This is a genomic window from Micromonospora sp. NBRC 110009 (assembly GCF_030518795.1).
Taxonomy (GTDB): domain Bacteria; phylum Actinomycetota; class Actinomycetes; order Mycobacteriales; family Micromonosporaceae; genus Micromonospora.
Genome location: NZ_CP130427.1, coordinates 121,698 through 146,758 on the forward strand (window position 1 = coordinate 121,698; position 25,061 = coordinate 146,758).

The 25,061-nt window shown below is 70.4% G+C and carries 20 protein-coding genes; 11 read left to right on the forward strand and 9 right to left on the reverse strand.

Annotated elements, in window-relative coordinates:
* Positions 1–29 precede the first annotated feature (29 nt).
* From Q2K19_RS00630 to Q2K19_RS00640, 3 genes are all read left to right on the forward strand, one after another.
* Complete coding sequence (locus Q2K19_RS00630; RefSeq protein ID WP_302766676.1) at positions 30–1,214, forward strand: zinc-dependent alcohol dehydrogenase; 1,185 nt, start codon at positions 30–32, stop codon at positions 1,212–1,214.
* Positions 1,211–2,155, forward strand: coding sequence for an SDR family NAD(P)-dependent oxidoreductase (locus tag Q2K19_RS00635; RefSeq protein ID WP_302766677.1), 945 nt, complete (start codon positions 1,211–1,213; stop codon positions 2,153–2,155). Before Q2K19_RS00630 ends, Q2K19_RS00635 begins: the two co-directional genes overlap by 4 nt.
* A gap of 73 nt (positions 2,156–2,228) precedes the next feature.
* Complete coding sequence (locus Q2K19_RS00640; protein WP_302766680.1) at positions 2,229–3,374, forward strand: MBL fold metallo-hydrolase; 1,146 nt, start codon at positions 2,229–2,231, stop codon at positions 3,372–3,374.
* Positions 3,375–3,434: 60 nt separating this feature from the next.
* Here Q2K19_RS00640 and Q2K19_RS00645 read toward each other — a convergent pair whose 3' ends face one another.
* The gene (locus tag Q2K19_RS00645) at positions 3,435–4,946 is read right to left on the reverse strand and encodes a deoxyguanosinetriphosphate triphosphohydrolase family protein (protein ID WP_302766682.1); all 1,512 of its coding nucleotides are present in this window, start codon (positions 4,944–4,946) and stop codon (positions 3,435–3,437) included.
* Between the two features lie 161 nt (positions 4,947–5,107).
* Here Q2K19_RS00645 and Q2K19_RS00650 point away from each other — a divergent pair, with 161 nt between their 5' ends.
* Positions 5,108–7,537, forward strand: a complete 2,430-nt coding sequence (locus tag Q2K19_RS00650) for a Tex family protein (RefSeq protein WP_302766684.1) — start codon at positions 5,108–5,110, stop codon at positions 7,535–7,537.
* A gap of 128 nt (positions 7,538–7,665) precedes the next feature.
* Here Q2K19_RS00650 and Q2K19_RS00655 read toward each other — a convergent pair whose 3' ends face one another.
* Positions 7,666–8,622 carry an LCP family protein gene (locus Q2K19_RS00655; protein WP_302766686.1) on the reverse strand — a complete coding sequence of 319 codons (957 nt, stop codon included), beginning with the start codon at positions 8,620–8,622 and terminating at the stop codon, positions 7,666–7,668.
* 232 nt (positions 8,623–8,854) lie between these two features.
* On the opposite strand from Q2K19_RS00655, the gene Q2K19_RS00660 reads away from it, so the two are divergent.
* A complete protein-coding gene (locus Q2K19_RS00660) occupies positions 8,855–9,286 on the forward strand; it encodes a hypothetical protein (protein ID WP_302766688.1) in 432 nt (143 codons plus the stop codon).
* Here the strand turns inward: Q2K19_RS00660 and Q2K19_RS00665 are convergent.
* Entirely contained in the window at positions 9,198–10,223 is a 1,026-nt protein-coding gene (locus tag Q2K19_RS00665) for a DUF389 domain-containing protein (protein ID WP_302766691.1), read from the reverse strand. The genes Q2K19_RS00660 and Q2K19_RS00665 overlap by 89 nt on opposite strands.
* A gap of 316 nt (positions 10,224–10,539) precedes the next feature.
* Here Q2K19_RS00665 and Q2K19_RS00670 point away from each other — a divergent pair, with 316 nt between their 5' ends.
* The 4 genes from Q2K19_RS00670 to Q2K19_RS00685 all read left to right on the forward strand — a co-directional run bounded on the left by Q2K19_RS00670 (position 10,540) and on the right by Q2K19_RS00685 (position 14,724).
* Positions 10,540–11,730, forward strand: a complete 1,191-nt coding sequence (locus tag Q2K19_RS00670) for an aminotransferase class I/II-fold pyridoxal phosphate-dependent enzyme (protein WP_302766693.1) — start codon at positions 10,540–10,542, stop codon at positions 11,728–11,730.
* 48 nt (positions 11,731–11,778) lie between these two features.
* Complete coding sequence (locus Q2K19_RS00675) at positions 11,779–12,873, forward strand: lipid II:glycine glycyltransferase FemX (protein WP_302766696.1); 1,095 nt, start codon at positions 11,779–11,781, stop codon at positions 12,871–12,873.
* Between the two features lie 543 nt (positions 12,874–13,416).
* Positions 13,417–14,004, forward strand: coding sequence for a sugar transferase (locus Q2K19_RS00680; protein WP_302766698.1), 588 nt, complete (start codon positions 13,417–13,419; stop codon positions 14,002–14,004).
* Between the two features lie 114 nt (positions 14,005–14,118).
* The gene (locus tag Q2K19_RS00685) at positions 14,119–14,724 is read left to right on the forward strand and encodes a GNAT family N-acetyltransferase (protein WP_302766699.1); all 606 of its coding nucleotides are present in this window, start codon (positions 14,119–14,121) and stop codon (positions 14,722–14,724) included.
* 88 nt (positions 14,725–14,812) lie between these two features.
* On the opposite strand, the gene Q2K19_RS00690 is transcribed toward Q2K19_RS00685, so the two are convergent.
* From Q2K19_RS00690 to Q2K19_RS00715, 6 genes are all read right to left on the reverse strand, one after another.
* Positions 14,813–15,883, reverse strand: coding sequence for a 3-oxoacyl-ACP synthase III family protein (locus Q2K19_RS00690; RefSeq protein WP_302766701.1), 1,071 nt, complete (start codon positions 15,881–15,883; stop codon positions 14,813–14,815).
* A gap of 38 nt (positions 15,884–15,921) precedes the next feature.
* Positions 15,922–16,887, reverse strand: coding sequence for an NAD-dependent epimerase/dehydratase family protein (locus Q2K19_RS00695; protein WP_302766703.1), 966 nt, complete (start codon positions 16,885–16,887; stop codon positions 15,922–15,924).
* Entirely contained in the window at positions 16,887–18,203 is a 1,317-nt protein-coding gene (locus tag Q2K19_RS00700) for a nucleotide sugar dehydrogenase (protein WP_302766705.1), read from the reverse strand. The genes Q2K19_RS00695 and Q2K19_RS00700 overlap by 1 nt, the downstream gene beginning before the upstream one ends.
* Before the next feature lie 125 nt (positions 18,204–18,328).
* Positions 18,329–19,057, reverse strand: coding sequence for a nucleotidyltransferase family protein (locus Q2K19_RS00705; RefSeq protein ID WP_302766707.1), 729 nt, complete (start codon positions 19,055–19,057; stop codon positions 18,329–18,331).
* Between the two features lie 170 nt (positions 19,058–19,227).
* Positions 19,228–20,379, reverse strand: a complete 1,152-nt coding sequence (locus Q2K19_RS00710; RefSeq protein ID WP_302766710.1) for a DegT/DnrJ/EryC1/StrS family aminotransferase — start codon at positions 20,377–20,379, stop codon at positions 19,228–19,230.
* A gap of 28 nt (positions 20,380–20,407) precedes the next feature.
* Complete coding sequence (locus Q2K19_RS00715) at positions 20,408–21,766, reverse strand: glycosyltransferase (protein WP_302766712.1); 1,359 nt, start codon at positions 21,764–21,766, stop codon at positions 20,408–20,410.
* Positions 21,767–22,000: 234 nt separating this feature from the next.
* Here Q2K19_RS00715 and Q2K19_RS00720 point away from each other — a divergent pair, with 234 nt between their 5' ends.
* Both Q2K19_RS00720 and Q2K19_RS00725 read left to right on the forward strand, forming a co-directional pair.
* Positions 22,001–23,293 (forward strand): nucleotide sugar dehydrogenase, encoded by a 1,293-nt coding sequence (locus Q2K19_RS00720; protein ID WP_302766713.1) that lies wholly within the window; start codon positions 22,001–22,003, stop codon positions 23,291–23,293.
* 85 nt (positions 23,294–23,378) lie between these two features.
* Positions 23,379–24,965: a hypothetical protein gene (locus Q2K19_RS00725; protein WP_302766715.1), complete on the forward strand. Its 1,587-nt coding sequence runs from the start codon at positions 23,379–23,381 to the stop codon at positions 24,963–24,965.
* Positions 24,966–25,061 lie beyond the last annotated feature (96 nt).

The following is a 25,061-nucleotide window of genomic DNA, read 5'->3' on the forward strand; positions in this document are numbered from 1 at the left end:
GGACGGCACCGAAGAGGGGACATTCCGGCATGAAGGCACTGACCTGGCACGGCAAGCGTGACGTCCGCGTGGCGGAGGTGCCCGACCCCCGCATCGAGGAGCCGACCGACGCCGTCGTCCGGGTCACCTCGACCGCCATCTGCGGGTCCGACCTGCACCTGTACGAGGTGCTCGGGCCGTACCTGAAGCCGGGCGACGTGCTCGGGCACGAGCCGATGGGCATCGTCGAGGAGGTCGGCCCGGGGGTGACCCGGCTCAAGCCCGGCGACCGGGTGGTCGTCCCGTTCAACATCTCCTGCGGCTCCTGCTGGATGTGCGACCGGCAGCTCTACGCCCAGTGCGAGACCACCCAGGTCACCAGCGAGGGCAAGGGCGCGACCCTGTTCGGCTACACCTCGCTCTACGGCTCCGTCCCCGGCGGGCAGGCCGAATACCTGCGGGTCCCGCAGGCCCAGTTCGGCCCGATCAAGATCCCGGCGACCGGCCCCGACGAGCGCTGGCTCTACCTCTCCGACATCCTGCCCACCGCCTGGCAGGCGGTGAAGTACGCCGACACCCCACCCGGCGGCACCCTGGCCGTGTTCGGCCTCGGCCCGGTCGGGCAGTTCGCCGCCCGGATCGGGCGGCACCTCGGCGCGGGCCGGGTGATCGGGCTGGACCTGGTGCCGGAGCGGCTGGAGATGGCCCGCCGGCACGGCATCGAGGTGCTCGACGTCAACGAGCTGGACGACGTGCCCGGGGCGCTGGTCGACCTGGTCGACGGGCGCGGCCCGGACGCGGTGATCGACGCCGTCGGGATGGAGGCGCACGGCGCGCCGCTGGGCGCGTTCGCGCAGGCCGCCGCCGGGCTGCTCCCGGACAAGCTGGCCCAGGGCATGACCGACAGGGCGGGCGTGGATCGGCTCGTCGTGCTGCACGCCGCGCTCAAGGCGGTGCGGCGCGGCGGCACCGTGTCGATCTCGGGCGTGTACGGCGGCGAGCAGGACCCGATGCCGCTGATGGAGATGTTCGACCGGGGCCTCCAGCTGCGCATGGGGCAGTGCCACGTGAAGCGCTGGGTGGACGAGATCATGCCCCTGCTCTCCGCCGACGACGACCCGCTGGGCGTCGAGGACCTGCGTACCCACCGGCTGCCCCTGGACCGGGCGCCGCAGGCGTACGAGATGTTCCAGCAGAAGCGGGACGGCTGCGTCAAGGTCGTGCTCGCGCCGTGAGCCGGACGGTGGTGATCACCGGCGCGACCAGCGGAATCGGCCGGGCGGTGGCCCGGGAGTTGGCCGGCCGCGGGGATCGCCTGGTCCTCGCGGCCCGGTCCCCCGCCACCCTCGCCGAGGTCCGCGACGAGTGCCGCGCGGCCGGCGCGGCGGTGCTGGTCGTACCGGTGGACGTCACCGCGCCCGGCGCGGTGGCCGGCCTGGCCGACGCGGCCGAGGCGGAGTTCGGCGGCATCGACGTCTGGGTGCACACCGCCGCGGTGATGGCGTACGGCCGCTTCGACGAGGTGCCGGCCGAGGCCTTCGAGCAGGTGGTCCGCACCGACCTGCTGGCCGCGGCCGAGGCGGCCCGGGTGGCGCTGCGCCGGTTCCGGGCCGCCTCGGCCGGCACGCTGATCCTGGTCGGGTCGGTCCTCGGCCACATCACCGCGCCCTACATGAGCGGGTACGTGGCGGCCAAGTGGGGCCTGCAGGGCCTGGCCCGGGCGTTGCAGCAGGAGGCCCGGGAGACGCCGGGCGTCCGGATCTGCCTGGTCAACCCCGGCAGCGTCGACACGCCGGTCTACCGGCAGGCGGCCAACTACCTGGGCCGGATCGGCCGGCCGCCGCCCCCGATCACCACCCCCGAACGGGTGGCCCGGGCGATCGCCCACTGCGTCGACCGGCCCCGCCGGGAGGTGTCGGTGGGCCGGCTCAACCTGTTCATGCGGTTCGGCTTCACCGTGCTGCCCGGCATGTACGACGTGCTGGTCGGGCCGCTGATGCGGCTCGCCGGGCTGAGCCGACAGCCGGTCGGGCCGCACGAGGGCATCCTGTTCACCCCGAACCCGCTCGGCGAGGCGGCACGCGGCGGCTGGCTGCCCGACCTGCCGCGGGTGGTCCGTTCGGTGGGCGGAGCCACCGCCGCGGCCGGCTCGGCCGTGCTGCGCCGGCTCCGCTGAGCGCCTCCCGCGACTCCCGGTGCGGCGGCCGGATGGATACGGTGTAGGGCGGAAGACGGCGGAGGGACAGATCATGCGCGCACCAGCGGACCCGGAACGGGACCGGGCACAGGGCGGGCGGCTGTGGCGGATGGCCGGGCTGGCCGCGGTGAGCGGCCTGGCGTGGGCGGCCCGGGACGTGCCGCTCCAGCTCGGCGGCCGGCTCACCGGGGCCCGGGCGGAGCGGGCGGCCCGCTCCCCGCGCTTCCGGGACGGCACCTTCCACAACCCGGCGGGCACCCGCACCATGGCCGCCGACCCGGGCCGCAACCTGCTCAAGGAGCTGGTCTTCGGCAAGCAGAAGCGGCGGCCCGACAGCCCCGTCCCGCTGCTGCGCCCGACCGCCGACCCGGCGCCCGCGGACGCCGGGCGGGAGCTGGCCGTCGTCTGGTACGGCCATGCCTCCGCGCTGATCGAGATCGAGGGGCACCGGGTGCTGCTCGACCCGGTGTGGAGCGACCGCTGCTCCCCGTCGGCGCTGGTCGGCCCACGCCGGATCCACGAGCCGCCGGTACGCCTCGACGAGCTGCCCCGCCTCGACGCCATCCTGATCTCGCACGACCACTACGACCACCTGGACATGGCGACCGTACGCGGGCTGCTCGCCCACCAGTCCGCGCCGTTCCTGGTCCCCCTCGGCGTCGGCGCCCACCTGGAGCGGTGGGGCGTGCCGGAGGAGCGGATCGTCGAGCTGGACTGGTCGGAGAGCCACCGCATCGGCGGGCTGACCCTCACCGCCACCGCCGCCCAGCACTTCTCCGGCCGCGGGCTGCGCCGCGACGGGACCCTGTGGAGCTCCTGGGTGGTGGCCGGGGCGCAGCGGAAGGTCTTCTACACCGGCGACTCCGGCTACTTCGACGGCTACGCGGAGATCGGCGCGGAGCACGGGCCGTTCGACGTCACGCTCATGCAGATCGGCGCGTACGACCGCGCCTGGCCGAGCATCCACATGTTCCCGGAGGAGGCGGTCGCCGCCCACCTCGACCTGCGCGGCGGGCTGTTCCTCCCGGTGCACTGGGCCACCTTCAACCTGGCCCTGCACGACTGGTCGGAGCCGGTGGACCGGCTCTGGGCCGAGGCGAAGGCCCGGGACGTCCGGCTGGCGGTGCCCCGCCCCGGCGAACGGGTCGTCGTGGACGACCCGCCGCCCGTCGACGGCTGGTGGCAGGCGGTCGCCTGAGCGGAAAGGAAGGGCCCCCGGTTAACGCCTGGCGTTGTGCAGGGGCCCCCTCCTAACACCTCAGAGCACGAACGCGTCGGTCCAGAGCGCACCGGAGCGGCCGGAGAGCGCGTCCAGCATCGCCACCGCCTGGCCGTCGGTGAGCTGGGCGACGAAGTCGACGATCGCCCGGCCCCGGGCCCGGCCGATCCGGTCCGGCGTACGCGGGTGCAGCTCCGCCTCGGCCAGCTCCACCAGGTCGTGCAGCCGGCGCGGCAGCCGGGACTCCTCCTCCGGGTCGAGCAGCCACTCCCAGAGTGCCTCCACCAGCGTGCCGAGCAGCCGCGCCTGGCCCCGCTGGTGCAGCGCCAGGTCGGGGCGGGCCAGCACGAACCGGTGGTGGACGAACTTCAGCACCTGCACCTCGTGCCACTGCGCCCGGGTCAGCAGCACGTACCCGGAGCGGATGTCCGGTTCGGCGGTCACCGTGATGGCGTCGACGAACCGGGTCGACCAGCGGGCGGAGAAGCGGGCCACGTACTGCTCCGCCTCGATCGAGCCGTCGAAGGGCAGCGCCAGCAGCCCCTCCACCAGCTCCTCCCGGACGTGCTCCACCGCGGCGGCGAACGCCTCGTCGTCGGCGATCCAGGCGTCCTTGCGGTGCAGTTGCCGGCGCAGCCGCTCGATCGCCGCGCCGGGCCGCCGGCCGGCCGTGCCCAACGCCTGTTCGGTGATCGCCCGGAAGTGCCCGCTCTCCCGCTGCCAGGCCATCAGCTCGGCGGCGACGGCGCCCTGCTGGAGCACCCCGACCCGGTAGAAGTCCTCCACGTCGTGGATGGCGTACGCGATGTCGTCGGCGGTGTCCATGACCGACGCCTCGGGGGTCTGCTGCCAGTCCGGGATCCGCCCGACGAACGGCTCCCGGGCCTGCCGCAGGTCGTCCACCTCGGTCCGGTACGCGCCGAACTTCACCGACCCGCTCTCCGGGTCGTCCGGCGGGGCGGCCGCGCCACGCGGCGCCCGGTCGAGGTGCCGCGGGTGCGGGTCCGGGTGGTCCAGGCGGGTCCACGGGTACTTCAGCATCGCCGCCCGGACCGCCGCGGTCAGGTCCAGGCCGGTGGTGGCCGCGCCGCGGATCTCGGTGCTGGTGACGATCCGGTACGACTGGGCGTTGCCCTCGAAGCCGTCGGGCAGCCCGAGCCGCTGCCGGGCCAGCCGGTCCAGCACCCGCTCCCCCAGGTGCCCGAAGGGCGGGTGGCCGAGGTCGTGGGCGAGGGCGGCGGCCTCCACCACGTCCGGGTCGCAGCCGCCGAGCTTCTCCAGCAGGTCCCGGTGCGCCGGGTCGGCGGTCAGCCGCTCGGCGATCGCCCGGGCCACCTGGGCGACCTTGAGGCTGTGGGTGAGCCGGTTGTGCACCAGCAGGCCGGACCCGCCCGGGCTGATCACCTGGGTCACCCCGTTCAGCCGGGCGAAGAACGGGGACGCGACGATCCGGTCCCGGTCGGCCCGGAACGGGCTGGCGGCCAGGTCGCCGAGCGCCCGGGCACTGCCCCCGAAGAGCCGCCGGGCCCGCGGATCCGCAGGTACGTCCATGATCGCAACGCTAGCGCAGCCGCCCGCCGGGCAGCGACGGGTCGGCCGCCCGGCGCCCCGTAGCGGGGCGGCGCGGCCGGCCCGGCGGGTGCGGCGTGCGGCGTCGGGGGCGGGCGGCACAATGCAGGGCGGAACCCCACCGGAGAAGGCGGATCAAGATCGTGACCCAGTCTGTTCATCAGCGGATCGCCGAGGAGCTCGGCGTCGCCGAACGTCAGGTGCGGGCGGCCGTGGAGCTGCTCGACGGCGGCGCCACCGTGCCGTTCATCGCCCGCTACCGCAAGGAGGCCACCGGCCTGCTCGACGACGCGCAGCTGCGCACCCTGGAGGAGCGGCTGCGCTACCTGCGCGAGCTGGACGAGCGGCGCGCCGCGGTGCTGGAGTCCATCCGCAGCCAGGGCAAGCTCGACGAGGCCCTCGAGGCGCAGATCATGGCGGCCGACTCGAAGTCCCGGCTGGAGGACATCTACCTGCCGTACAAGCCGAAGCGGCGGACCCGGGCGCAGATCGCCCGCGAGGCCGGCCTCGAACCCCTCGCGGACACGCTGCTCGCCGACCCGGGGCAGGACCCGAAGGCGGTCGCCGCCGGCTACGTCGACGCGGACCAGGGCGTGGCCGACCCGGCCGCCGCGCTGGAGGGCGCCCGGGCCATCCTGATCGAGCGCTTCGCCGAGGACGCCGACCTCATCGGCACCCTGCGCGAGCAGATGTGGTCGCGGGGCCGGCTGGTCTCCCGGGTACGCGACGGCCAGGAGGCCGCCGGCGCCAAGTTCGCCGACTACTTCGACTTCGCCGAGCCGTACACCAGGCTCCCCTCGCACCGGATCCTCGCCATGTTCCGGGGCGAGAAGGAGGGCGTGCTCGACCTGACCATGGACCCGGAGGCCGAGGGCGACTCCGACGCCGTGGTCACCGGCCCGACCCGGTACGAGGCCGCGATCGCCGGCCGGTTCGGCGTCACCGACCAGGGGCGCCCCGCCGACCGGTGGTTGGCGGACACGGTGCGCTGGGCCTGGCGTACCCGGATCCTCATCCACCTCGGGGCCGACCTGCGGATGCGGCTCTGGCAGGCGGCCGAGGAGGAGGCCGTCCGGGTCTTCGCCACCAACCTGCGCGACCTGCTGCTCGCGGCGCCCGCCGGTGCCCGCCCGACCATGGGCCTGGACCCGGGCCTGCGCACCGGGGTGAAGGTGGCCGTGGTCGACGCCACCGGCAAGGTGGTCGCCACGCACACGATCTACCCGCACGAGCCGCGCCGGCAGTGGGACGCCGCCATCGACATCCTGGCGAAGCTGGCCGGGACGCACGGCGTGGAGCTGGTCGCCATCGGCAACGGCACGGCCAGCCGGGAGACCGACAAGCTGGCCGGCGACCTGATCAAGCGGCACCCGGAGCTGAAGCTCACCAAGGTGGTGGTCTCCGAGGCGGGCGCCTCGGTCTACTCCGCCTCCGCCTACGCGTCGCAGGAGCTGCCCGGGCTGGACGTGTCGCTGCGCGGCGCGGTCTCGATCGCCCGCCGCCTCCAGGACCCGCTCGCCGAGCTGGTCAAGATCGACCCGCGCTCGATCGGGGTCGGGCAGTACCAGCACGACCTGTCCGAGGTGAAGCTGTCCCGCTCCCTCGACGCCGTGGTCGAGGACTGCGTGAACGCGGTCGGCGTGGACGTCAACACCGCGTCCGCGCCGCTGCTCACCCGGGTCTCCGGCATCGGCGCCGGGCTGGCGGAGAACATCGTGCTGCACCGGGACGCCAACGGGCCGTTCCGCACCCGGGCCGAGCTGAAGAAGGTGGCCCGGCTCGGGCCGAAGGCGTTCGAGCAGTGCGCCGGCTTCCTGCGCATCCCCGGTGGCGACGACCCGCTCGACTCGTCCAGCGTGCACCCCGAGGCCTACCCGGTGGTGCGCCGGATCCTCGCCCACACCGGGCAGGACCTGCGCGCGCTGATCGGCAGGTCGGCCCTGCTGCGCGGGCTCAGGGCGACCGAGTTCGTCGACGACACCTTCGGCCTGCCCACCGTGACCGACATCCTGGCCGAGCTGGAGAAGCCCGGTCGCGACCCGCGCCCGGAGTTCCGGACGGCGACGTTCGTCGAGGGCGTCGAGAAGATCAGTGACCTGGTCCCCGGCATGCTGCTGGAGGGCGTGGTGACCAACGTGGCGGCGTTCGGCGCGTTCGTCGATGTGGGGGTGCACCAGGACGGGCTGGTGCACGTGTCGGCCATGTCGAACACGTTCGTGAAGGACCCGCGGGACGTGGTGAAGTCCGGCGACGTGGTCCGGGTCAAGGTGCTCGACGTGGACGTGCCGCGCAAGCGGATCTCGTTGACCCTGCGGTTGGACGACGAGTCGCCCGCCGGCGGTGGCCGCCGCCCGCAGGGCGACGGCGCCCGCCGTGAACGCGGCGGCGGGGACCGGGGCGGTCCGGGCGGCGGGGCGCGCGGGGACCAGGGCGGCCGCGCCGGTCAGGGCGGCGGGTCCCGCGGCGACCGGGGCGGCTCGCGCGGCGGGCCGCAGCAGCGCCAGGGCCGCGGCGAGTCGGCCCCGGCCAACGGTGCGATGGCCGAGGCGCTGCGCCGCGCCGGACTGGCCTGACGGGTCGCCACGACACCGGGCGAGGGTGGGTGGTGGCGGCCCACGCAGTCCCGGCTCGCCTGATCTACCGGGCAGGGCCCCGGGCGCACCGTCAAGGTGCGTCCGGGGCCAGCCTTGTCCGGGCTCGCTTAGTTCGGCACGTTGCGGGCGTCGGGGTGCTCCGCCAGCCACTCGTCCATGGTGTCGTTCTTGACCGCCGTGAAGAGCTTGGTCGACGCTGCAGGGTCGGGGAAGATCACGCTCTGGTCGCCGACCATGCCCGTGCCCGTGGTCGGGCTGGTCAACATGGTCAGGTTTTCGGCGCTGATCTCACGCAGGGCCCAGATCGTGTCGAAGACCTGCAGGTCCTGATCCACCTGCACGGCGCCGGCGGTCGTCCGGAGGAAGTCGTTGAGCTGCCCGGGGTTCGTCAGGACTCCCGTACGGCTCGCCTTCTGCATCACCGCGCTGATGATGGCCTGTTGGTGGCGCATCCGGCTGTAGTCCCCGTCGGCGAACTGCTTGCGCTCCCGCGCGTAGAAGAGGGCGAGTGCACTGTCCATGTGCTGGACGCCCGGCTGATAGGCCCGTCCGTCATAGGTGAAGGCACGGTCGACCTTGACATCCGCCCCGCCCAGCACGTCGATGACCCTTCCGAAGCCGGCGAAGTCCACCAGGACGACGTGATCGACCCGCACTCCGGTGAATCCCTCTATGGTCCGGACCAGCAGCGGCGTCCCACCCCAGGCGTACGCGGCATTGATCTTGGCCTTCCGCGGACCTCCGCCGTCCTCGGGCAGGGACGCCGGGATGGTGGTCCAGGTGTCCCGCGGAATCGAGATGACCTGCGCCTGGTTCCGGCTGTGCGGCACGTGGACCAGCATGATGGTGTCGGTACGGGAGACCATGTCGCCCGGCTCGGACTGGTCTTTGCCGACCACCAGGAAGTTGAGCGCGGAATCCGCGGCCCGTACAGGTCGCTGCCCCTCCTGCAGCCCGGTGAAGGCGTCCACCTTCTGGACCTGCTTCTCCAGTGACCGCACATAGAGCCATCCGCCGACCCCACCGCCGCCGGTCAACAACGCCAGCACGACGACGACGAACATCGTTACCCGGGCCCACCGGCTCCGCGGTAACCACCGCCGCGGCCGCCGACCGGTGTCGTCGCCCCTCGGGTTCCACGGTGGTCGGGGCGATCGCCCGATCTCGCCGGAATGCACCTGGTCAACCATGAATCCAGACATTAGTCCATAAAGGCGCAGCAATCAGTCGAGTCAGTAAATGTCCGCGACGGCTCCGCGAGAGACGGGGCGGGAGCGCGTCGCGTACCGTCCAGACGTGGTGGACGACGGCCCGACCTGGCACGAGCAGCGGCAGCGGGCCGTGCGGGCACACGCAGCCGCCGAGAAGCGACGGCGCGCGGCCGAACAGGCCGAGGCTGCGGCACTCGTCGCCCGATTCGCGGCCGAAGCGACCCGGCGCGGCCTGCGCACCGTGCCCCTGGCCGCCCATCCCTACCACGGCCCCGGCCGCTACCGGACCCGGCTGACCGGCTGGTACATCGACCGGGCCAGGTCCCGAGCCGTCGGTGCCGACGGGCGGTTCTACCTGCTGATCGTCCCCGCCAGCCTGCGTGCCCGGCTGTTCGGCGCCGACCCGCAACCCCAACCACCGCCGCTGGTCATCGGCGCGGGCGGTCGGGACGGCGAGTCCGTTCCCCTGCGGACGCTGCTTGATCGTCGGCTGGCAGCCGGGGACGCCTGGGAGTGATCGACCCGGTGGTCCGGCGTGCCACGTTCCACCACCACAGCTGCTGCACGGCCAGCGTCACCAGGCCGGCGAGGACGATCGCGCAGAGGTTGATGACCAACTGGAGCGCGGACCCGGCCGCCTCGCGCCAGACCCCGTACGCCGCTGCGACGGCGACGTTCGCGGCGGCCGGCACGGTGGTGACCGAGATCAGCACGCCGACCAGGGAGCCGGACTTCTTCGAGGTGAGGGAGAGCATGCCGGCGACCCCGGCCAGCAGACCGACCACCCAGGAGAGCGCGTCCGGCCGCCAGATGAAATCGGTCAGGGGCCGCTCGGCGAGCAGCATCTGCCGGCTGACGAGACCAGCGGCGGTGAGCGCCCAGGTGCTCAGCACCGTGGCGAGCATGGCGACCAGGAACCCGACCACGAGGGCTTGCACCGACCGGAGGGTGATCTTCGCCTTGCGCCGCAGCAGCGCGACGCAGAGCGCGGCGAGCGGACCGAACTCGGGGCCGACCACCATCGCACCGACGATGAGGATGGGCTGGTCGAGCAGCACGCCGATCCCGGCGATCATGGTGGCGACCACGATCAGGACCAGGTAGGTCCCGGAGAGCTCCGTCTGCTCACCGGTCTTCGCGGCGATCTCGTCCCACACCAGCGCATCCGCGCCGCTGCCCGGAGCCTCGCGGGCGGCGCGGTCGGCGGCGGCCGACAGGGTCAACTCCACATCGTCGGCGGCGATCCCACCGGCGGCCTCGACCCCCAACTGCCGGAGTCCGTGCAACACGCCGTCCGCACTCTCCCGCACCACGTCGCAGAGGATCAGGTCGCCCGCGGGCTGGCGGCCGGCACCGTTGAGCACGGCCAGGTGGGTGACCCCGGGATCCGCTGCCAGCAGGTCGGCCACCATCGCCGACTGGTCGGCGGGCGCGATGATCCTCAGGTGCAGCATGCCTCCCCCATCCGCCGGTCGGCGACATCGTGGTCGGCCCACTCTACGGGGCAGTTTTCCTGGGCATCGAACATCGACTCGGCCACCCCCAGCCAGCGCCCACCGTGGACGGTCGCCGCGCCAGGGAAGTCTCCCTTATCCCACCAAAGCCTGCGATACCGCCACGGATCGACGCGCCCCTCGTTAGCCTCAACAGAACATTTCGGCGGATCGGACGCGCAGGCCCGAACCGCACACTGAGTGCCGGATGCCCTCGATCCCCTACCCGCCGGTTGCGCGGGCGACCGGCGTTCGCACCCACCAAGGAGTCTGTCCCGTGACCGATCCGGTGCTCCTGTCGCCGCCCGATGTCGGCCCGCTGGAGGAGTCGTACGTCCTGGACGCGCTCCGATCCGGATGGGTGGCGCCGGTGGGGCCGCACGTGGCGGCGTTCGAACGCGAGGTCGCCCAACGGGTCGGCTGCGGGCACGCGGTTGCGCTGGCCTCGGGCACCGCCGGTCTGCACCTGGCCCTGCTCGCGCTCGGCGCCGGGCCCGGGGATGTCGTCGTGGTGCCCACGCTGACCTTCGTGGCGACGGCCAACGCCGTGCGGTACACGGGCGCGGAACCGGTCTTCGTCGACTGCGAGCCGACGACGGGCAACCTCGATCCCGCGCTGCTGCACGACCTGCTCCGTGACCTCCGCCGGCAGGGACGCCGGGTGGCGGCCGTGATGCCGGTGGACATGTTCGGAGCGTGCGCGGACTACGCCCGGATCCTGCCGGTGTGCGCCGAGGCAGAGGTGGCGGTCGTGGAGGATGCCGCCGAGGCGCTGGGGTCCGTTCGGGACGGCCGCGCCGCCGGCTCGTTCGGCCGCGCCGGGGTGCTCTCCTTCAACGGCAACAAGATCATGACGACCTCCGGCGGCGGCATGCTGTTGTCCGACGACGCCGAGCTGACCGCCCGCTGCCGCTACCTGTCGACCCAGGCTCGCCAGCCGGTTCCGTACTACGAACACACCGAGGTGGGCTTCAACTACCGGCTGAGCAACGTGCTCGCCGCACTGGGCCGGGCCCAGCTGCGCCGGTTGGACGACATGGTGACGAGGCGGCGACAGTTGCGGGAGCGCTACGCGAAGCTCTTCGCCGCCGTCCCCGGCGTCCGGCTGCTCGCCGACCAGGACCCGGGCGCCAACTGCTGGCTCACCACCATCATCGTCGACCCGGTTGTCGCCGGGTGGCGGGCCGGGGAACTCGCCGCACACCTCGGCGCCCACCGAATCGAAACCCGTCCGGTGTGGAAGCCGATGCACCTGCAGCCGGTCTTCGCCGGCGCCGGTGCACGGCTGACCGGGGCGGCCGAACGGCTCTTCGCCGACGGCCTCAACCTGCCCAGCGGCTCCGCGATGAGCGAGGGCCAGGTTGTCCACGTCCTTGACCGGATCGAAGACTTCCTGTCGGCCCGCTCCGAGCGACTCCCTCTCCTGATAGAACCAGAACGATTTGCCCAGGCGCCGGAGAAGCACTAGCTGACCCACGGGGGTGAGGGTGCGGCCGGAGGAAGGACGGTTGCTACGATGCGAATTTCGCTATGGGATGCGCGGGATCCAGAAACAGCTTCCGAGTGGCGCTCGCGTTGTGCGAGTTGGCCCGCCCGCGAGGTCTTCGCCGATCCGGCTTACGTGCGGCTCTTCGCCACCGAGCGGGACCAACCGCTTGCCGCCTTCGCAGAGACCGATTCGGGATTCATTCTCTACCCGTTCGTCCTCCGGCCGATCGACGCGCCGCATCTGTGCGGACAGTCGCGTCCGAGCTTCGACATCACCAGCGCGTACGGTTACGCCGGCGCGTTTACCAGCGGTGCCACCGATGTCGACGCCAAGAGCTTCTGGAGCTCCTTCGATGAGGTCTGCCGGGAACGCCACGTGACCGCGGAGTTCACCAGGCTGTCCCTGTTCGAGTCGGAGCGCCTCGCCCCGCCGGCGCCCGTGACCCAGAAACTGACCAACGTGGTTGTGGACCTCCGCATGCCGGAGGATCAACTGTGGCGCGAATTCGAGTCAAAGGTGCGGCGGAACGTCAACAAGGCGACGCGTAGCGGGGTGCAGATCGAGGTCGACGAGGACGGGCGCCGGCTGACAGACTTCGTCCGCATCTACACCGACACGATGCGCCGGCGACAGGCGGCGGAGAACTACTACTTCCCGCGGTCGTTCTTCGAGGCGATCGTGCGCGATCTGCCCGGGCAGTTCACCTTCTTTCATGCCCTGCACGGCGGGCGCGTCATCTCGACAGAACTGGTGCTGGTGTCCGGCCGGAGCCTCTATTTCTATCTCGGCGGCACGGACGAGGCCTTTTTCGACCTCCGACCCAACGAACTCTTGAAGTTCGAGGTGATGCGGTGGGGCCGGGCACGCGGGAAAGAGCGCTACGTGCTCGGCGGCGGGTACGCCCCTGACGACGGGATCTTCCGGTACAAGAAGGCCTTCGCCCCGCGGGGACTGCTTCCCTATCACGTCGCCTCGCGCGTGCTCGATGCAGAGCGGTACGAGTCACTGGTGCGGGCGCACCTGGCCGAAGGGCGGCGGCGGGACGAGGCATGGCAACCGGACGACAGTTTCTTCCCCACGTACCGGCGGCCCTTGCCCTCGATCGGGCCCGACGGCGATTGATCACCGGGTAGGGGGCACCGCGCATCGCGGATCGTGCCTGGTAAGCGGGCCTTAGCCCCCCATGGCCTGGTCCCTTACCGGGTCGGCACGAGGGCGTTGGACGAGCCGACGTGCCGACGACTGGTCGACGCGCACCAGATGTCGGCGCGAGCCCGGTACGAAGCGCGAAATCCCGATCCGGGCTTCGTCCCGGCGTACCGGCAGGCGTTGCCGGCGGCGAGGCTCGCTCCATGAGCGACGGCGACGAGGGATTCCGGTCGACCGCGGTGAGCGGGACCTCGGACTTCTCCCGACAGGCGCCTGACGCTCCTTCCCACCGCGACGTTGCGCGGCCGCCGCATCGAGAACGCCGGCCCTGTTGCCCCTCACCGGCTCGACCGTTTCACAGACAACTACGCCCCGTGGCAGTAACCTCACCTTAAGTGACATTTGTGAGTTTTGGGGCATATGGTGAATGCGAGCAAGGCCGTTCTCCCCGGTACGCGAGGAAATCGAAGGACGCCGTCGGCCGCCCGGGCGGCCAAACGGATCATGGACGTCACGGTGGCCAGCATCCTGCTGGTGCTGCTCAGCCCGCTCATCGTCGCGACCGCCATGAGCATCCTGCTGACCTCGGGACGACCGGTCCTCTTCCGGCAACTCCGTCCCGGTCTGCAGGGCAGACCGTTTCTGCTCTGCAAGTTCCGGACCATGCGCGCACCGCTGCCTGGGGAGCAACTCCTGACCACCGACGACGTCCGGTCCACTCGGATCGGTCGGTTTCTGCGGCGCACCAGTCTGGACGAGCTGCCCGAGCTGGTCCACGTGGTCACCGGACGAATGAGCCTGGTAGGTCCCCGGCCGCTGCTGATGGATTACCTGCCCCGCTACAGCGCCCGCCACGCACGGCGACACGAGATGAAGCCGGGCATCACCGGCCTGGCCCAGGTGAGCGGACGGCGGTCGCTCACGCTCGGACAGCGGCTCGACCTGGACGTCGAGTACATCGAACGCTGGTCGCTGCGACTGGATCTGCAGATCCTCGTCCGCACCCTCGGCGAACCGTTCCGCCCCGGCGAGATTCGCGGCCAGTCGCTGGAGGAGGTCGACGACGTCGGCCTGATCGTGCCGGTGCTCGAGCGGAGCAAGTGAGCGCGTAGCCGCACCGAAACCACCGGCGACCGGCCGGCGGTACTGACCGGGTCGCGACAGCAGCGACCCGAAGGGAGAGACATGTTGAAAGGGAGACTCGTCGAGCTCCGACCGATGGCCGTGGAAGACCTGGACTTCCTGGCCACGCTGGCCAACACCACGTCGGTGCGCGCGAACGTGGCGGGGTGGGACTGGCCGGTCGCACCCGAGCAGCAGCGGGACTGGCTGGAGAAGGCGATTCGCGACCCCAGGAACCACCGGCTGACGGTGAGCGATCTCGCCACCGGGAAGCCGGTCGGGCTGGCCGGCCTGTGGGACTTCGACTGGCACAACCGGACGGCCATGGCCCCGATCAAGATGATGCCGGGGGCAACACCGAAGGGAGCCGGCACCGACACGATCATGCTGATCATGGCATGGGCCTTCTACGAGGTGGGCCTGCGCCGGGTGCACGGCACCATCCTGGACTTCAACGCGGCCAGCTACGGTCTGTACATCCGCCGCTGTGGCTGGCGAGTCGAGGGCCGGGAGCGGGAGTCCATCTTCCGTCGCGGCGCATGGCACGACCTGTTCCGGGTCGCGGCGCTCCGGTCCGACTTCGATGCCCTGCCCGACGCGCAGGAGTACGTGGAACGGGTCTGCGGCGTGCAGTCGGAACCCTCCCCTGCCCTGCTGGTCAACCAGTGGCAGGCCCCGGAGGCGGTGGCTGCCCGTACGTAACCGGCCCGGACGGACGGCGACGGGGCGGCCGAACCTGAAAAGGTACGGCCGCCCCGCTTTCTGTCCCGGCACTGTGCGAGCCGGCGGATCACCCGGGGCCCAGGCCCAACAGGTCCGCCAACCGGAGCGCCCCCGCCGGCTGCGCGAAGCCGCGAGCACCGGCGAGATCCGACCAGCGCAGCAAGCAGGCTCCGACGGACATGCCGCCGCCGAAGGCGGTGAGCAGCACGAGGTCTCCGGCGTGCAACGTGCCGGATCGATTGGCTTCGTCGAGCGTGACGGCGACCGATGCGCATCCGGTGTTGCCATACCGCTCGAGGGTGCGGTGCACGACCGCCTCGGTAAGGCCCGCGTGCTTCACCAGTTCGTCGAGCATGACGCCGTTGGCCTGATGCGGCACGAAGTGCTCGACCATGCTCGGCAGCACGTCGTTGCGGGCGAGCAGAGCGGCGATCGCGGGCGGGACCTGCGCGGCGACGAACTCCCGGACCGCGCGGCCCTGCATGCGAAAGAAGTGGTGACCCGCGGCGATCGTCTGCGGCGATGCGGGCCGACGCGAGCCGCCGGCCTCAATGCGAATGAGCTGGTTGGCGTCGCCCCGGCTGGTCAGCTCGAAGTCGATGAGTCCGTACCCGTCGGGGGCGGGTCCCACCACTGCCGCGCCGGCGCCATCGCCGAAGAGCACCGCCGTCGCCCGGTCCTGGAAGTCGAGGGTCCGGGAGTAGACGTCCACACCGACGACGAGCGCGTGCGCGCCGGGACGCGTCGCCACCAGGGCCCGGGCCACGTCCAGTGCATACACGAATCCGGCGCAGACCACGTTCAGGTCGAGGCAGGCGGCGTTCCATGCGCCGAGGAGGTGTTGCACGAGGTGGGCGGTGGGTGGTTGCGGCGAATCACCGGTAGATGTGGCGACGATGAGATAGTCCATCCGGCTCGCCTCGAGGCCCGCGTCGCACAGGGCGCGGACTGCCGCCGCCGCGGCCAGGTCCGACGCTGCCTGGCTCGGCGCGGCGAACCTCCGTTCCTGGATGTGCGTCTTTCGCTCGATCCAGTCCGGCGTGACGCCGACGAGTTGGGCGATCTGTTCGTTCGGCACCGCGCGTTCGGGGAGGTATGAGCCCGTCCCGATGATGCCGATCTGCCGCTCGGCAGTCATGAAGTGCTTCCTCCTCCTCGCGTTCCCTCCACCGCTGACTAAGGCTGGATGTGTCGCCGGTACCAGTCGAAGGTCCGCCGCACGCCCTCATCGAGGGACACGACCGGCTCGAACCCGGTCAAGCGGCGCAGTTTGCCCAGGTCGGGGCAGCGTCGCTGGACTGATCCCGGCGGCGCGGCCATCGGCTGCAGGTGCGGAGCGGTGTCCGCCAGCCGGAGCACCAGCTTGGCCAGGTCGGTGATGTTCGTCTGCTCGCTGTCGTTCCCGATGTGGACGATCTCGCCGACCGCGCCGGGACTGCCCATCAGCCGGAGGACTGCCTCGACCGCGTCGTCGACGTAGCAGAAGGCGCGATACTGGTCGGCGCCCCACAGCCTGAAGGGATCTTCCCGGCGCAGCGCGCGCAGGACCATCTCCGGGATGACGTGGTCGGTACCCATCCGGGGGCCGTAGACATTGTGGAAGCGGCCGATCACCGGCGCGCAGCGCTTGGCGCGGGCGGCGTGCACGAAGGCGGCCTCCCCGAGCAGCTTGCTGATCCCGTACGCGAAGCGAGGCGAGGTCACGTCGGCGACCATGACGGGTACGTCCTCCGCGGTCGGCACCGGCACGATGCCGGCATCCACCCCGCCGGCGTACACCTCGCTGGTCGAGCTGAAGAACACCCTTTGGCCCGGTGTCACCCAGTCCAGCAGATGCATCGCCGTCAGGGTGTTGACCCGCACTACCCGGGCGGGGTCAGCCTCGACGTTTCTGACGCCCACCACTGCCGCCAGCAGATAGATCTGTTCGCTGTCGCGCGGCAGCGCTGTCCAGGCGGCAGCCGACGTCAGGTCCGCGGAAATGACATCGACCGCGGGTCGGGCCCGCAGGGCCGCCAGCCGATCGTCGTCGCGCCCCCTGGAGAAGTCATCGACAATGGTGACACGGTGCCCGTCGGCGACCAGGCGATCGGCGAGATGCAGCCCGATGAAGCCCGCACCTCCCAGCACGAGGGCTCGCATCAGGCGTTCACCTCCGGCCGAGCCGTCGTCGGGCGCTCGGCGGGGCTCGGCTCGGGAAGGTAACCGATGCTCGCGTACCGGACGCCGGCAGATCGGAGCACCTGTTCGTCGAAGATCCGCCACGAGTCGAAGACCAGCTTGGGGCCGCGTTCGCCGAGCAGCGAGCCGGCATCGATCGCCCGGTAGTCGGGGTGGTCGTTGATGACGAGCACCGCGTCACTGTCGCTGAACGCCTTGTCCAGGCTGGTTGGCTCGCCACCGTTTTCTCGGATGACATCCTCGGTGACCATCGGATCGTGGCCAAGCACCGCGAGCCCGGCCTCCTGGAAGACCGGCATCATCGCGGCGATGGGCGTGCCGCGCATGTCGTCGGTCGGCGGCCAACCCTTGTAGGCCCAGCCCAGGACCGCCAACCGCGCCCCCCGCGTCCGTCCGCACTCCTGTCTGACGAGTTCCACGACCCTGGCGGCGACGTGCACGGGCAGGTACTCGTTGAGCCGCCGGGCGGCGCCGACGAGGAATGGACCGGGTCCCTCGGCACCGCTCATCATGAGATACGGGTCCTTGGAGAGGCAGCCACCACCGACGTAGCCCGGCCTGCTCAGGTCCGGCCGCGGGTAGTGAAGATTCGCCGCGCGGATGACCTCCAGCGGGTCCAGACCGTGCTGCTCGGCGATCAACGCCACTTCGTTTCCGAAGGAATAGATCAGGTCGGTGTGGCAGTTGTTCGACAGCTTGACGAGCTCAGCCGCCTCCAGGCTGGACATCGGAACCACCTCGGTGGACAGGCCGCCGAACATTTCGACACCCGCTGCCAGGCTCGCCTCGTCCAGGCCACCCACCACCTGCGGCAGCTCCACCAGCTCCCGCAGCGCCTGCCCCTGGATCGTCCGTTCCGGCGCCATCACCAGTCGCACGTCTCCCCAGGCGCGCTGCAGCGGAGGCAGGACGACGCGTCGGCTGGTCCCGACCGGTACGGTACTGCGCACCACGACGAGGGTGTCCCGCCCGCACCAACGCGCCACCTGTGCGGCGGCCGCCGCCAGGTTGCTCAGGTCAGGCTGGCGAGTCTGTTCGTCGACGGGAGTGGAGACGCACAGGACGACCGCGTCGACGGCCTCCGGCAGGTCCGGGCCGACACGGAGAGAATGACCGAGGTGCTCTGCGAACACCTCCTCAAGACCCGGCTCGTAGATGTGCGTGCGCCCGCTGCGCAGCGACTTCAGCACCGTGGGGCTCGAGTCGACGCCATACACCTGGTATCCCCGCCGCACCAGGGCGGCAGCAAGGGTGAGACCGACGTAGCCGAGACCCACAACACCTATTCTCTGGAACACCTTTCGCCTTTCGTTCAAGTTGGCTGGAGCTGACCGGGCAGCGTCCATGGGACAGCTGCGCGGAACGACAGGCGCACTCTGTGCGCCGGCATCGGGTGGGGTGCTCAGACGGGCTCTGGGATGCGTGCTGGAAGCAGGATCGGCTTGAGGCTCTCGAACCGGCGATTTGCCTCGTCGTAGTCCTCGGGACGGCCGATGTCGAGCCAGTAGCCGTCGAAGTCGTAAGTGGCCGGCAGGTCTCCCCTGGCGAGCAGGTCGAGGACCAACTGGTCGAACCCGAATGGGAGCCCTTGCGGATACGACGCGATGGCGCGCCGGGAAAAACCGTAGATGCCCATGCTGACGCGGTAGTCAATCTTCGGCTTCTCCCGGAACTGCACGACCTTGCCGCTCGACACCTCAAGGACACCGAAATCGATCTTGACGGTCCGTTGATAGGTGGCGACGGTCAGGGCGGCGCCGGAGGAGGCATGGGAGTGCAGCAGATCGGCGTAGTCGAGGTCGGTCAGGACATCCCCGTTCATGACCAGGAAGTACTCGGGCAACTGGTTTCTGATGCCGAAGAGTGGGCCGATGGTCGACAGCGGCACGGATTCCTCGATGTACCGCACGCGGAGCCCGAAGCGGGAGCCGTCCCCGACGAACGCCCGGATCAACGACCCCATGTGGTTGATGGCCAGGGTGACGTCCGTGAATCCGTGCGACGCCAACTGATGCAGCACGATCTCGAGGATGGCGTGATCCTCGCCGATGGGCATGAGCGGCTTCGGCAGCGCCGTCGTGTACGGCTTGAGGCGCGTTCCCTTACCGCCAGCCATGATCACCACATGCATGTCACAGTCCGATCTGAGCAGCTCCACTTGGGGCGGAAGTCTTGGGCCGGCAACGCCCGACGGGCTATACGGGGCCCTGACTGCACCCTACGGAACGAATCCGCAAAAAGGATGGGAATACATAAAGACGGCATATCGGTTGGAAACGGAGCCCGCCGGAGGGCGTTCGATCATTGCAGGATCTTGCTGGCCGCGTGGATCACGCGCTCCACCTGGTCGTCGGTCATCGCGGAGAACAAGGGCAGGCTGACGACGCGATTGGATGCGGCACTGGCGACCGGGAACATCTCGTCGGTGAGCGCGTACCGCTGCCGCCAGTACGAGTGTTGGTGCAGGGGGATGAAGTGGACGCTGCACGCCACCCCGAGCCGGGACATCCCGGCGATGAATTCGTCCCGGTCCAGGAACGAATCCGGCCCCATTCGCACGACGAACAGGTGCCACGCGTGGACATCACCAGCCGCGGGGGAAGCTGGCAGTTCGATCGGCAACCCGGCGAAGGCCCGCCGGTAACGCTCGACGATCTCCTCGCGCCGTACGCGCATCGACTCCGCCCGTTTGAGCTGGACGAGTCCCATGGCGGCCGCGGGCTGGGTGAGGTTGTACTTGAAACCGGCTGCGACGACGTCGTAACGCCACGCCGGGCGGTCGCTGCGACGCTGGTCGAAGCCCTCCCGGTCGAGACCGTGCAGCCGCATCGTGCGAACCCGCGCGGCGAGATCGAGGTCGCGGGTGACGAGCATGCCGCCCTCACCGGTGGTGATCGTCTTTGTGGTGTGGAAGCTGAACACCGTTGCCGCGCTGTCGCCCGCCCCGACGGGCGCACCCTCACCGACAGCCGGGAACGCGTGGGCGGCATCCTCCACCACCGCAAGTCCGTGGGCACGGGCGAACGCCTGGAGTTCGGACCGGGGCACCGGCCGGCCGGCGAAGTGCACGGGGATGACGGCCGCGGTCCGGGAGGTGACCTTGCGAGCGGCGTCAACGAGGTCGATGTTGAGCGTGACGGGATCGACGTCCACGAGGACCGGGTCGGCGCCGAGGTAGACGACGACCTCTGCGGAGGCCGTGAAGGTCCAGCTCGGGACCAGCACCTCCATGCCCGGCCCGATGCCGAGCGCCTCGAGTGCCAGGTGCAGGCCGGCGGTCGCCGAGTTCAGGGCGATCGCCGTGACACCTGGGCCACACCGTTCGGCGAAGCGGGCCTCGAACTCTTCCACTATCGGACCGTTCGACAACCATCTGGACCGCAACGCCGCCGTCACCGCGGCGATCTCCTCCTCAGTGATGTCGGGCAGTGCGAACGGAAGCCGATCATCCATCCCAGTCCTCCTGGTGGGCATTTTCATCCTATTTGTTCCGCGGGAGGGGTGAGGCTCCCACCTTGCTTCTGCCCGGCCGTCGCGCTCCGCCGGCTCGCTCGACGATGTCGGCCATGACCGCCGCTGCCTGGCCCCTGTCGAATGACCGCACCGCGTGCTCGCGAGCGCGCCCACTCCGGGTGGTCAGTTGGCCGCTCTCGAATTCCCGGTACGCGGCATCCAGGGCGGACGTCAGCGCACCGACATCGCCCCGCGGAAATATCCAGCCGACCGAGTCGTCGACGGCCTCGGGAAGGCCCCCCGCGTCGCTGACGATGCTCGGTACGCCCATGGCCAACGCCTCACGCACCACGCCGTTGCTCCCCTCGGACAGCGAGGGGACGACGCCGACATCGGCGGCCGTGAAGTAGGGGCGGAGATCGGGCTGGAAACCCAACCAGGTGATGCTCGGATCCTGCTCGACGCCGAACCGGTCGATCAACTCCTGCCGGTACGCCTTGCCGGCCGCGGTGAAGCCCTCCCCCACCAGGACCAGCTGCGACCGCGGGTGCTTGGCGTGGAAGGACGACCAGGCGGTCAGCAGGGTGTCGTGACCCTTGATGCCGCGCCCGCGGTGCGCCAGGCGTTTCGGCGGATACACGAGCCCGACCATCACGACGACGAAGCCGGCCGGGTCCACCCCGATCTCCGCTCGCGCCTTTTCCCGGGCGCCCGTTCGGGAATCGGGCTCTTCGGTGCCGTCGGATGCGAGGTACGGCGGGGCGAAGTAGTCGAGATCAATGCCGAACTGGACAACCGGCCGGCGTTCGGCGGGGCAGCCGATCTGGCCGTAGAGCTCCGAGATGTGCTGCGTGCAGCAGATCGTCACGTCGTCCAACCGCCGCATGAGCCGCTCGATCGGGCGGATCAGCGGAGATTCGAGGTACAGCGGTCCGCAGACGACGTGTACGCGGCGCAGCGGAAGCTGCAGCGTGGCGAGGCGGGCGGCGAGCGCCGAGGCGTACAGGTGGTACTTGAGGACGTCCGGCCGGAGCTGTCGAATGAGACGCCGCAGTCGCCACAGCCCCCGCAACGTGGCGACGGTCGGCCGAAATCTGAAGTCGAACGGAGCGTCGACGACCGGAATGCCTCGCGTCTGCAGTTCGGTCCGCAACCGCCCTGGGCCGGGCGGGATGACGACCGTGACGTGATGGTCGCGACGACGAAGCTCTTCTATCTGAGGGATCGTCCACATGCCCCCGTTGTTCGTCTTCAGTAGGACCAGTACCCGACGTCCCGCCATGTGACGTGAACCTTCCTTCACCTTGGTCGCTTGGTGGATGGCCCCCGGCCAGCGACGCTCGGCCATCGCCTTCAGCTCGGAGAAGAACGCGATCCTCGCCGCCACAGGGGCGCAGAGCGGGGGCGTTCCATGGTCGACGAGTCGCCGAGCCGGCCCGGGCGGTAGCTAGCGACCACTCCGACGAGAACCCGCTTCGCCCCGTATTAACCCTTCGCACCGTACATCCGTTACGCGCTTTTTGTCGCGATACGGCGTCCGTCCGGTGGGGGGAAAAGGGCGAATATGCCTCGTGTCACCCGTTTTGCGGACGTATGAACCTTAGGCGGTTACCGTGCTGCCATGTCTTATGTGTCTGAATCGTGGCGCGCGGTGACCCTGGGAAAGCTGGTCGTCGTGGGCCAGGGATATGTCGGCCTCCCGCTGGCGATGCGGGGGGTGGAGGCGGGGTTCGACGTGACCGGCGTCGACCTCGACGAGAGCCGGGCCAAACGGCTCGCCGCCGGGGACTCCTTCATCGAGGACATCCCCGCCGGCCGCCTCGGGCGGGCCCTGGGCAGCGGCCGGTACCACCCGACCACCGACTACGCCGACGCCGCCGGCTTTGACGTCTGCGTCATCACGGTTCCGACCCCGCTGCGTGACGGCGCCCCCGACCTCAGCCACATCGAGCAGGCCGGCGTCGCTCTCGCCCCGTACGTGCGGGCGGGCTGCACGGTGATTCTCGAATCCACCACCTACCCCGGCACCACGGACGAACTGCTCCGTCGCCTGCTGGAGACGGGAAGCGGCCTGCAGAGCCCCGGCGACTTCCACCTCGGCTACAGCCCGGAGCGGATCGACCCGGGCAATCCCCGCTGGCGACTGGAGAACACCCCGAAGGTCGTGTCCGGTATGGACGGTGCTGCCCTACGCCGCGTCGAGGCGTTCTACCAGCGCATCGTCGAGCAGACCGTGCCCGTGGCTTCGACCCGGGTGGCCGAGCTCACCAAACTGATCGAGAACACCTTCCGGCAGGTCAACATCGCCCTGATCAACGAGCTGACGATGCTGTCGCACGAACTCGACGTCGACGTCTGGCAGGCGATCGACGCGGCGGCCACCAAGCCGTTCGGTTTCATGTCCTTCCGGCCCGGTCCCGGAGTGGGTGGCCACTGCCTGCCCATCGACCCGTGCTACCTGTCCTGGCAGGTGAAGCGCACGCTCGGCCGACAGTTCCGCTTCGTCGAGCTGGCCAACGAGATCAACCACCAGATGCCCGAGCACGTCGTGCAGCGGATCACGGCGGGTCTGAATCGACAGGGGCGGCCGGTGAACGGGTCCCGCCTGCTGCTGCTCGGCCTGGCGTACAAGAAGAACACCGGCGACATGCGCGACTCACCCGCCGTAGACATCACCCGACGCCTCCAGGCACTCGGCGCCGAGGTCCGCGCGGTGGAGCCGCACGCGGCGGCGGACCACATCCCTCCCGGCGTGGTCATCGTGGGGCTGACCGAGCACGAGCTGCGCGCGGCGGACGCGGTGGTGGTGGTCACCGACCACGACGCGCTCGACTACGACCTCGTCGCGCGTACGGCGAGCTACGTCTTCGACGCCCGTAGTCGCTGCCACGGAGACAACGTCGAACGGCTCTGACCGCAGTCGCAGCAACACACCGCCACCCTCCCGCACCGTACGGACGTGACCAGCCGCTGGCGGGCGGCACCAGAAAGGAATCCGAATGCGGATCGACGGCCCGCTACTCTCCGCCGACGGCAACCGGGCAAGCGACCGAACACCGGGTCCGGAGCCGGGCAGCCTCGTCGCCGATTACGTCGTCTCCGCCGTCGTGCTGACGTCGGCCAGCGCGACACTCATCCTCATCGACCCGAGGCTCCGCCACTGGTTCCTCGTTCCCGTCACGATTGCCGGCGCCCTCATCGCTGTCGACGTGGTCCGGTGGCTACGGCGAGCCCTCGACACGTTCCACCCGCAAGGGATCCTGGCGCTGCTGGGGGTTCACTTCTTCTACCTGGCGCCGATCCTGCACGTCATGCTCGATCGCTGGCCGACTCTCGAGCCGGGAACGTCGGACTGGCGGTCGGCGCTGGGTGCCATGGCCCTGGTGAATGTCGTCGGGCTGTTCCTCTACCGCTTCGTCCTGTCCTTCCGGGACCGGTCTCCCGATCCGCGCCGACCCGTTCGCCAGCTGGATACGCGGAACTTCTACCCGCTTGGACTCCTGGCCGTCGCGCTGAGCATGGCAGCGTTCGCCGTCCTCTGCGCACGCTTCGGGGGCATCTCCGCCTATCTCACGCTGGTGGCCGAGGACGTCGAACGGGACCAACTGGCCGGACTCGGCTGGCTGCTGCTCCTCGCGGAGGCCTTTCCGATGCTGGCCTTCGCACTGGCCGCCGTTCGCTGGCGAGCCGCGCTGGCGAAGCGACCCGGTGCGCTCGTGATGCTGGTCGTCCTCCTCGCGATCGTCCAGTTCACCGTCGGCGGACTGCGGGGCAGCCGGAGCAACACCGTCTATCCGATCCTGATGAGCCTGGTCCTCGTTCATCTGCTCATCGTCCGGATCTCCCGGAGATCCCTCCTGGTCATCTCCCTGGCCACCGGCGCCTTCCTGTACGCGTACGGGATCTACAAGGACGCCGGCACCGAGGTGCTCGACGTCGCCCGCGGAAGCCGCAGCGTTCAGGAGCTTTCCGCCGACACGGGCCGAGACCTGCCCACCCTGCTGCTCGGTGACTTCGGCCGGGCGGACATCCAGGCGCTGATTCTCGACCGCCAGCTTCATGGCCAGGGAGAGCCTGCGCTCGGGATCACCTACCTCGGGGACGTGTCCATTCTTGTTCCCAACGCGCTCCTGCCTCACCCGCCCAGGGACAAGGTCGCGGTCGGCACCGATGTGATGTACGGCCCCGGCCGATTCGAGTCCGGCAACCCCTCGAGCCGGGTCTACGGCCTCGCGGGGGAAGCCGTGCTGAACTTCGGTCCGCTGGGGGGCGTGGCGTCCTTCGCCGTCCTCGGGCTGGTCATCCGCCTGCTCCGGCGGCTGTATCGACGGGCGGCGGCCGAGCCGGCACTGCCCGCCAAGCTGCTCGTGCCACTCCTGTCGGTGCCGGCGTTCCTGGCCAACGACCTTGACAACAACACGTGGTTCCTGGTCAAGTACGCGGCCCCCCTCGCGATCGTGACGTGGCTGTCGCTCCAGAAGCGCCGGTCAGAACCAGCGTGGGCGCGCGAGCCGCGACCCCGTTACCCGGTGGCGGCCCGAGGCAGCGTGGTGTCCGCCGCCGTACCCGGCTACAGCTCGACCTGAGGGACGAAGAGAACCGGGTCGCTCCACTCAATTGGGTGTATTTCTGTAGCTCTGGCGCGGACGGCACCTCAACCAATCAAGCTCTCGTTTGTGGAC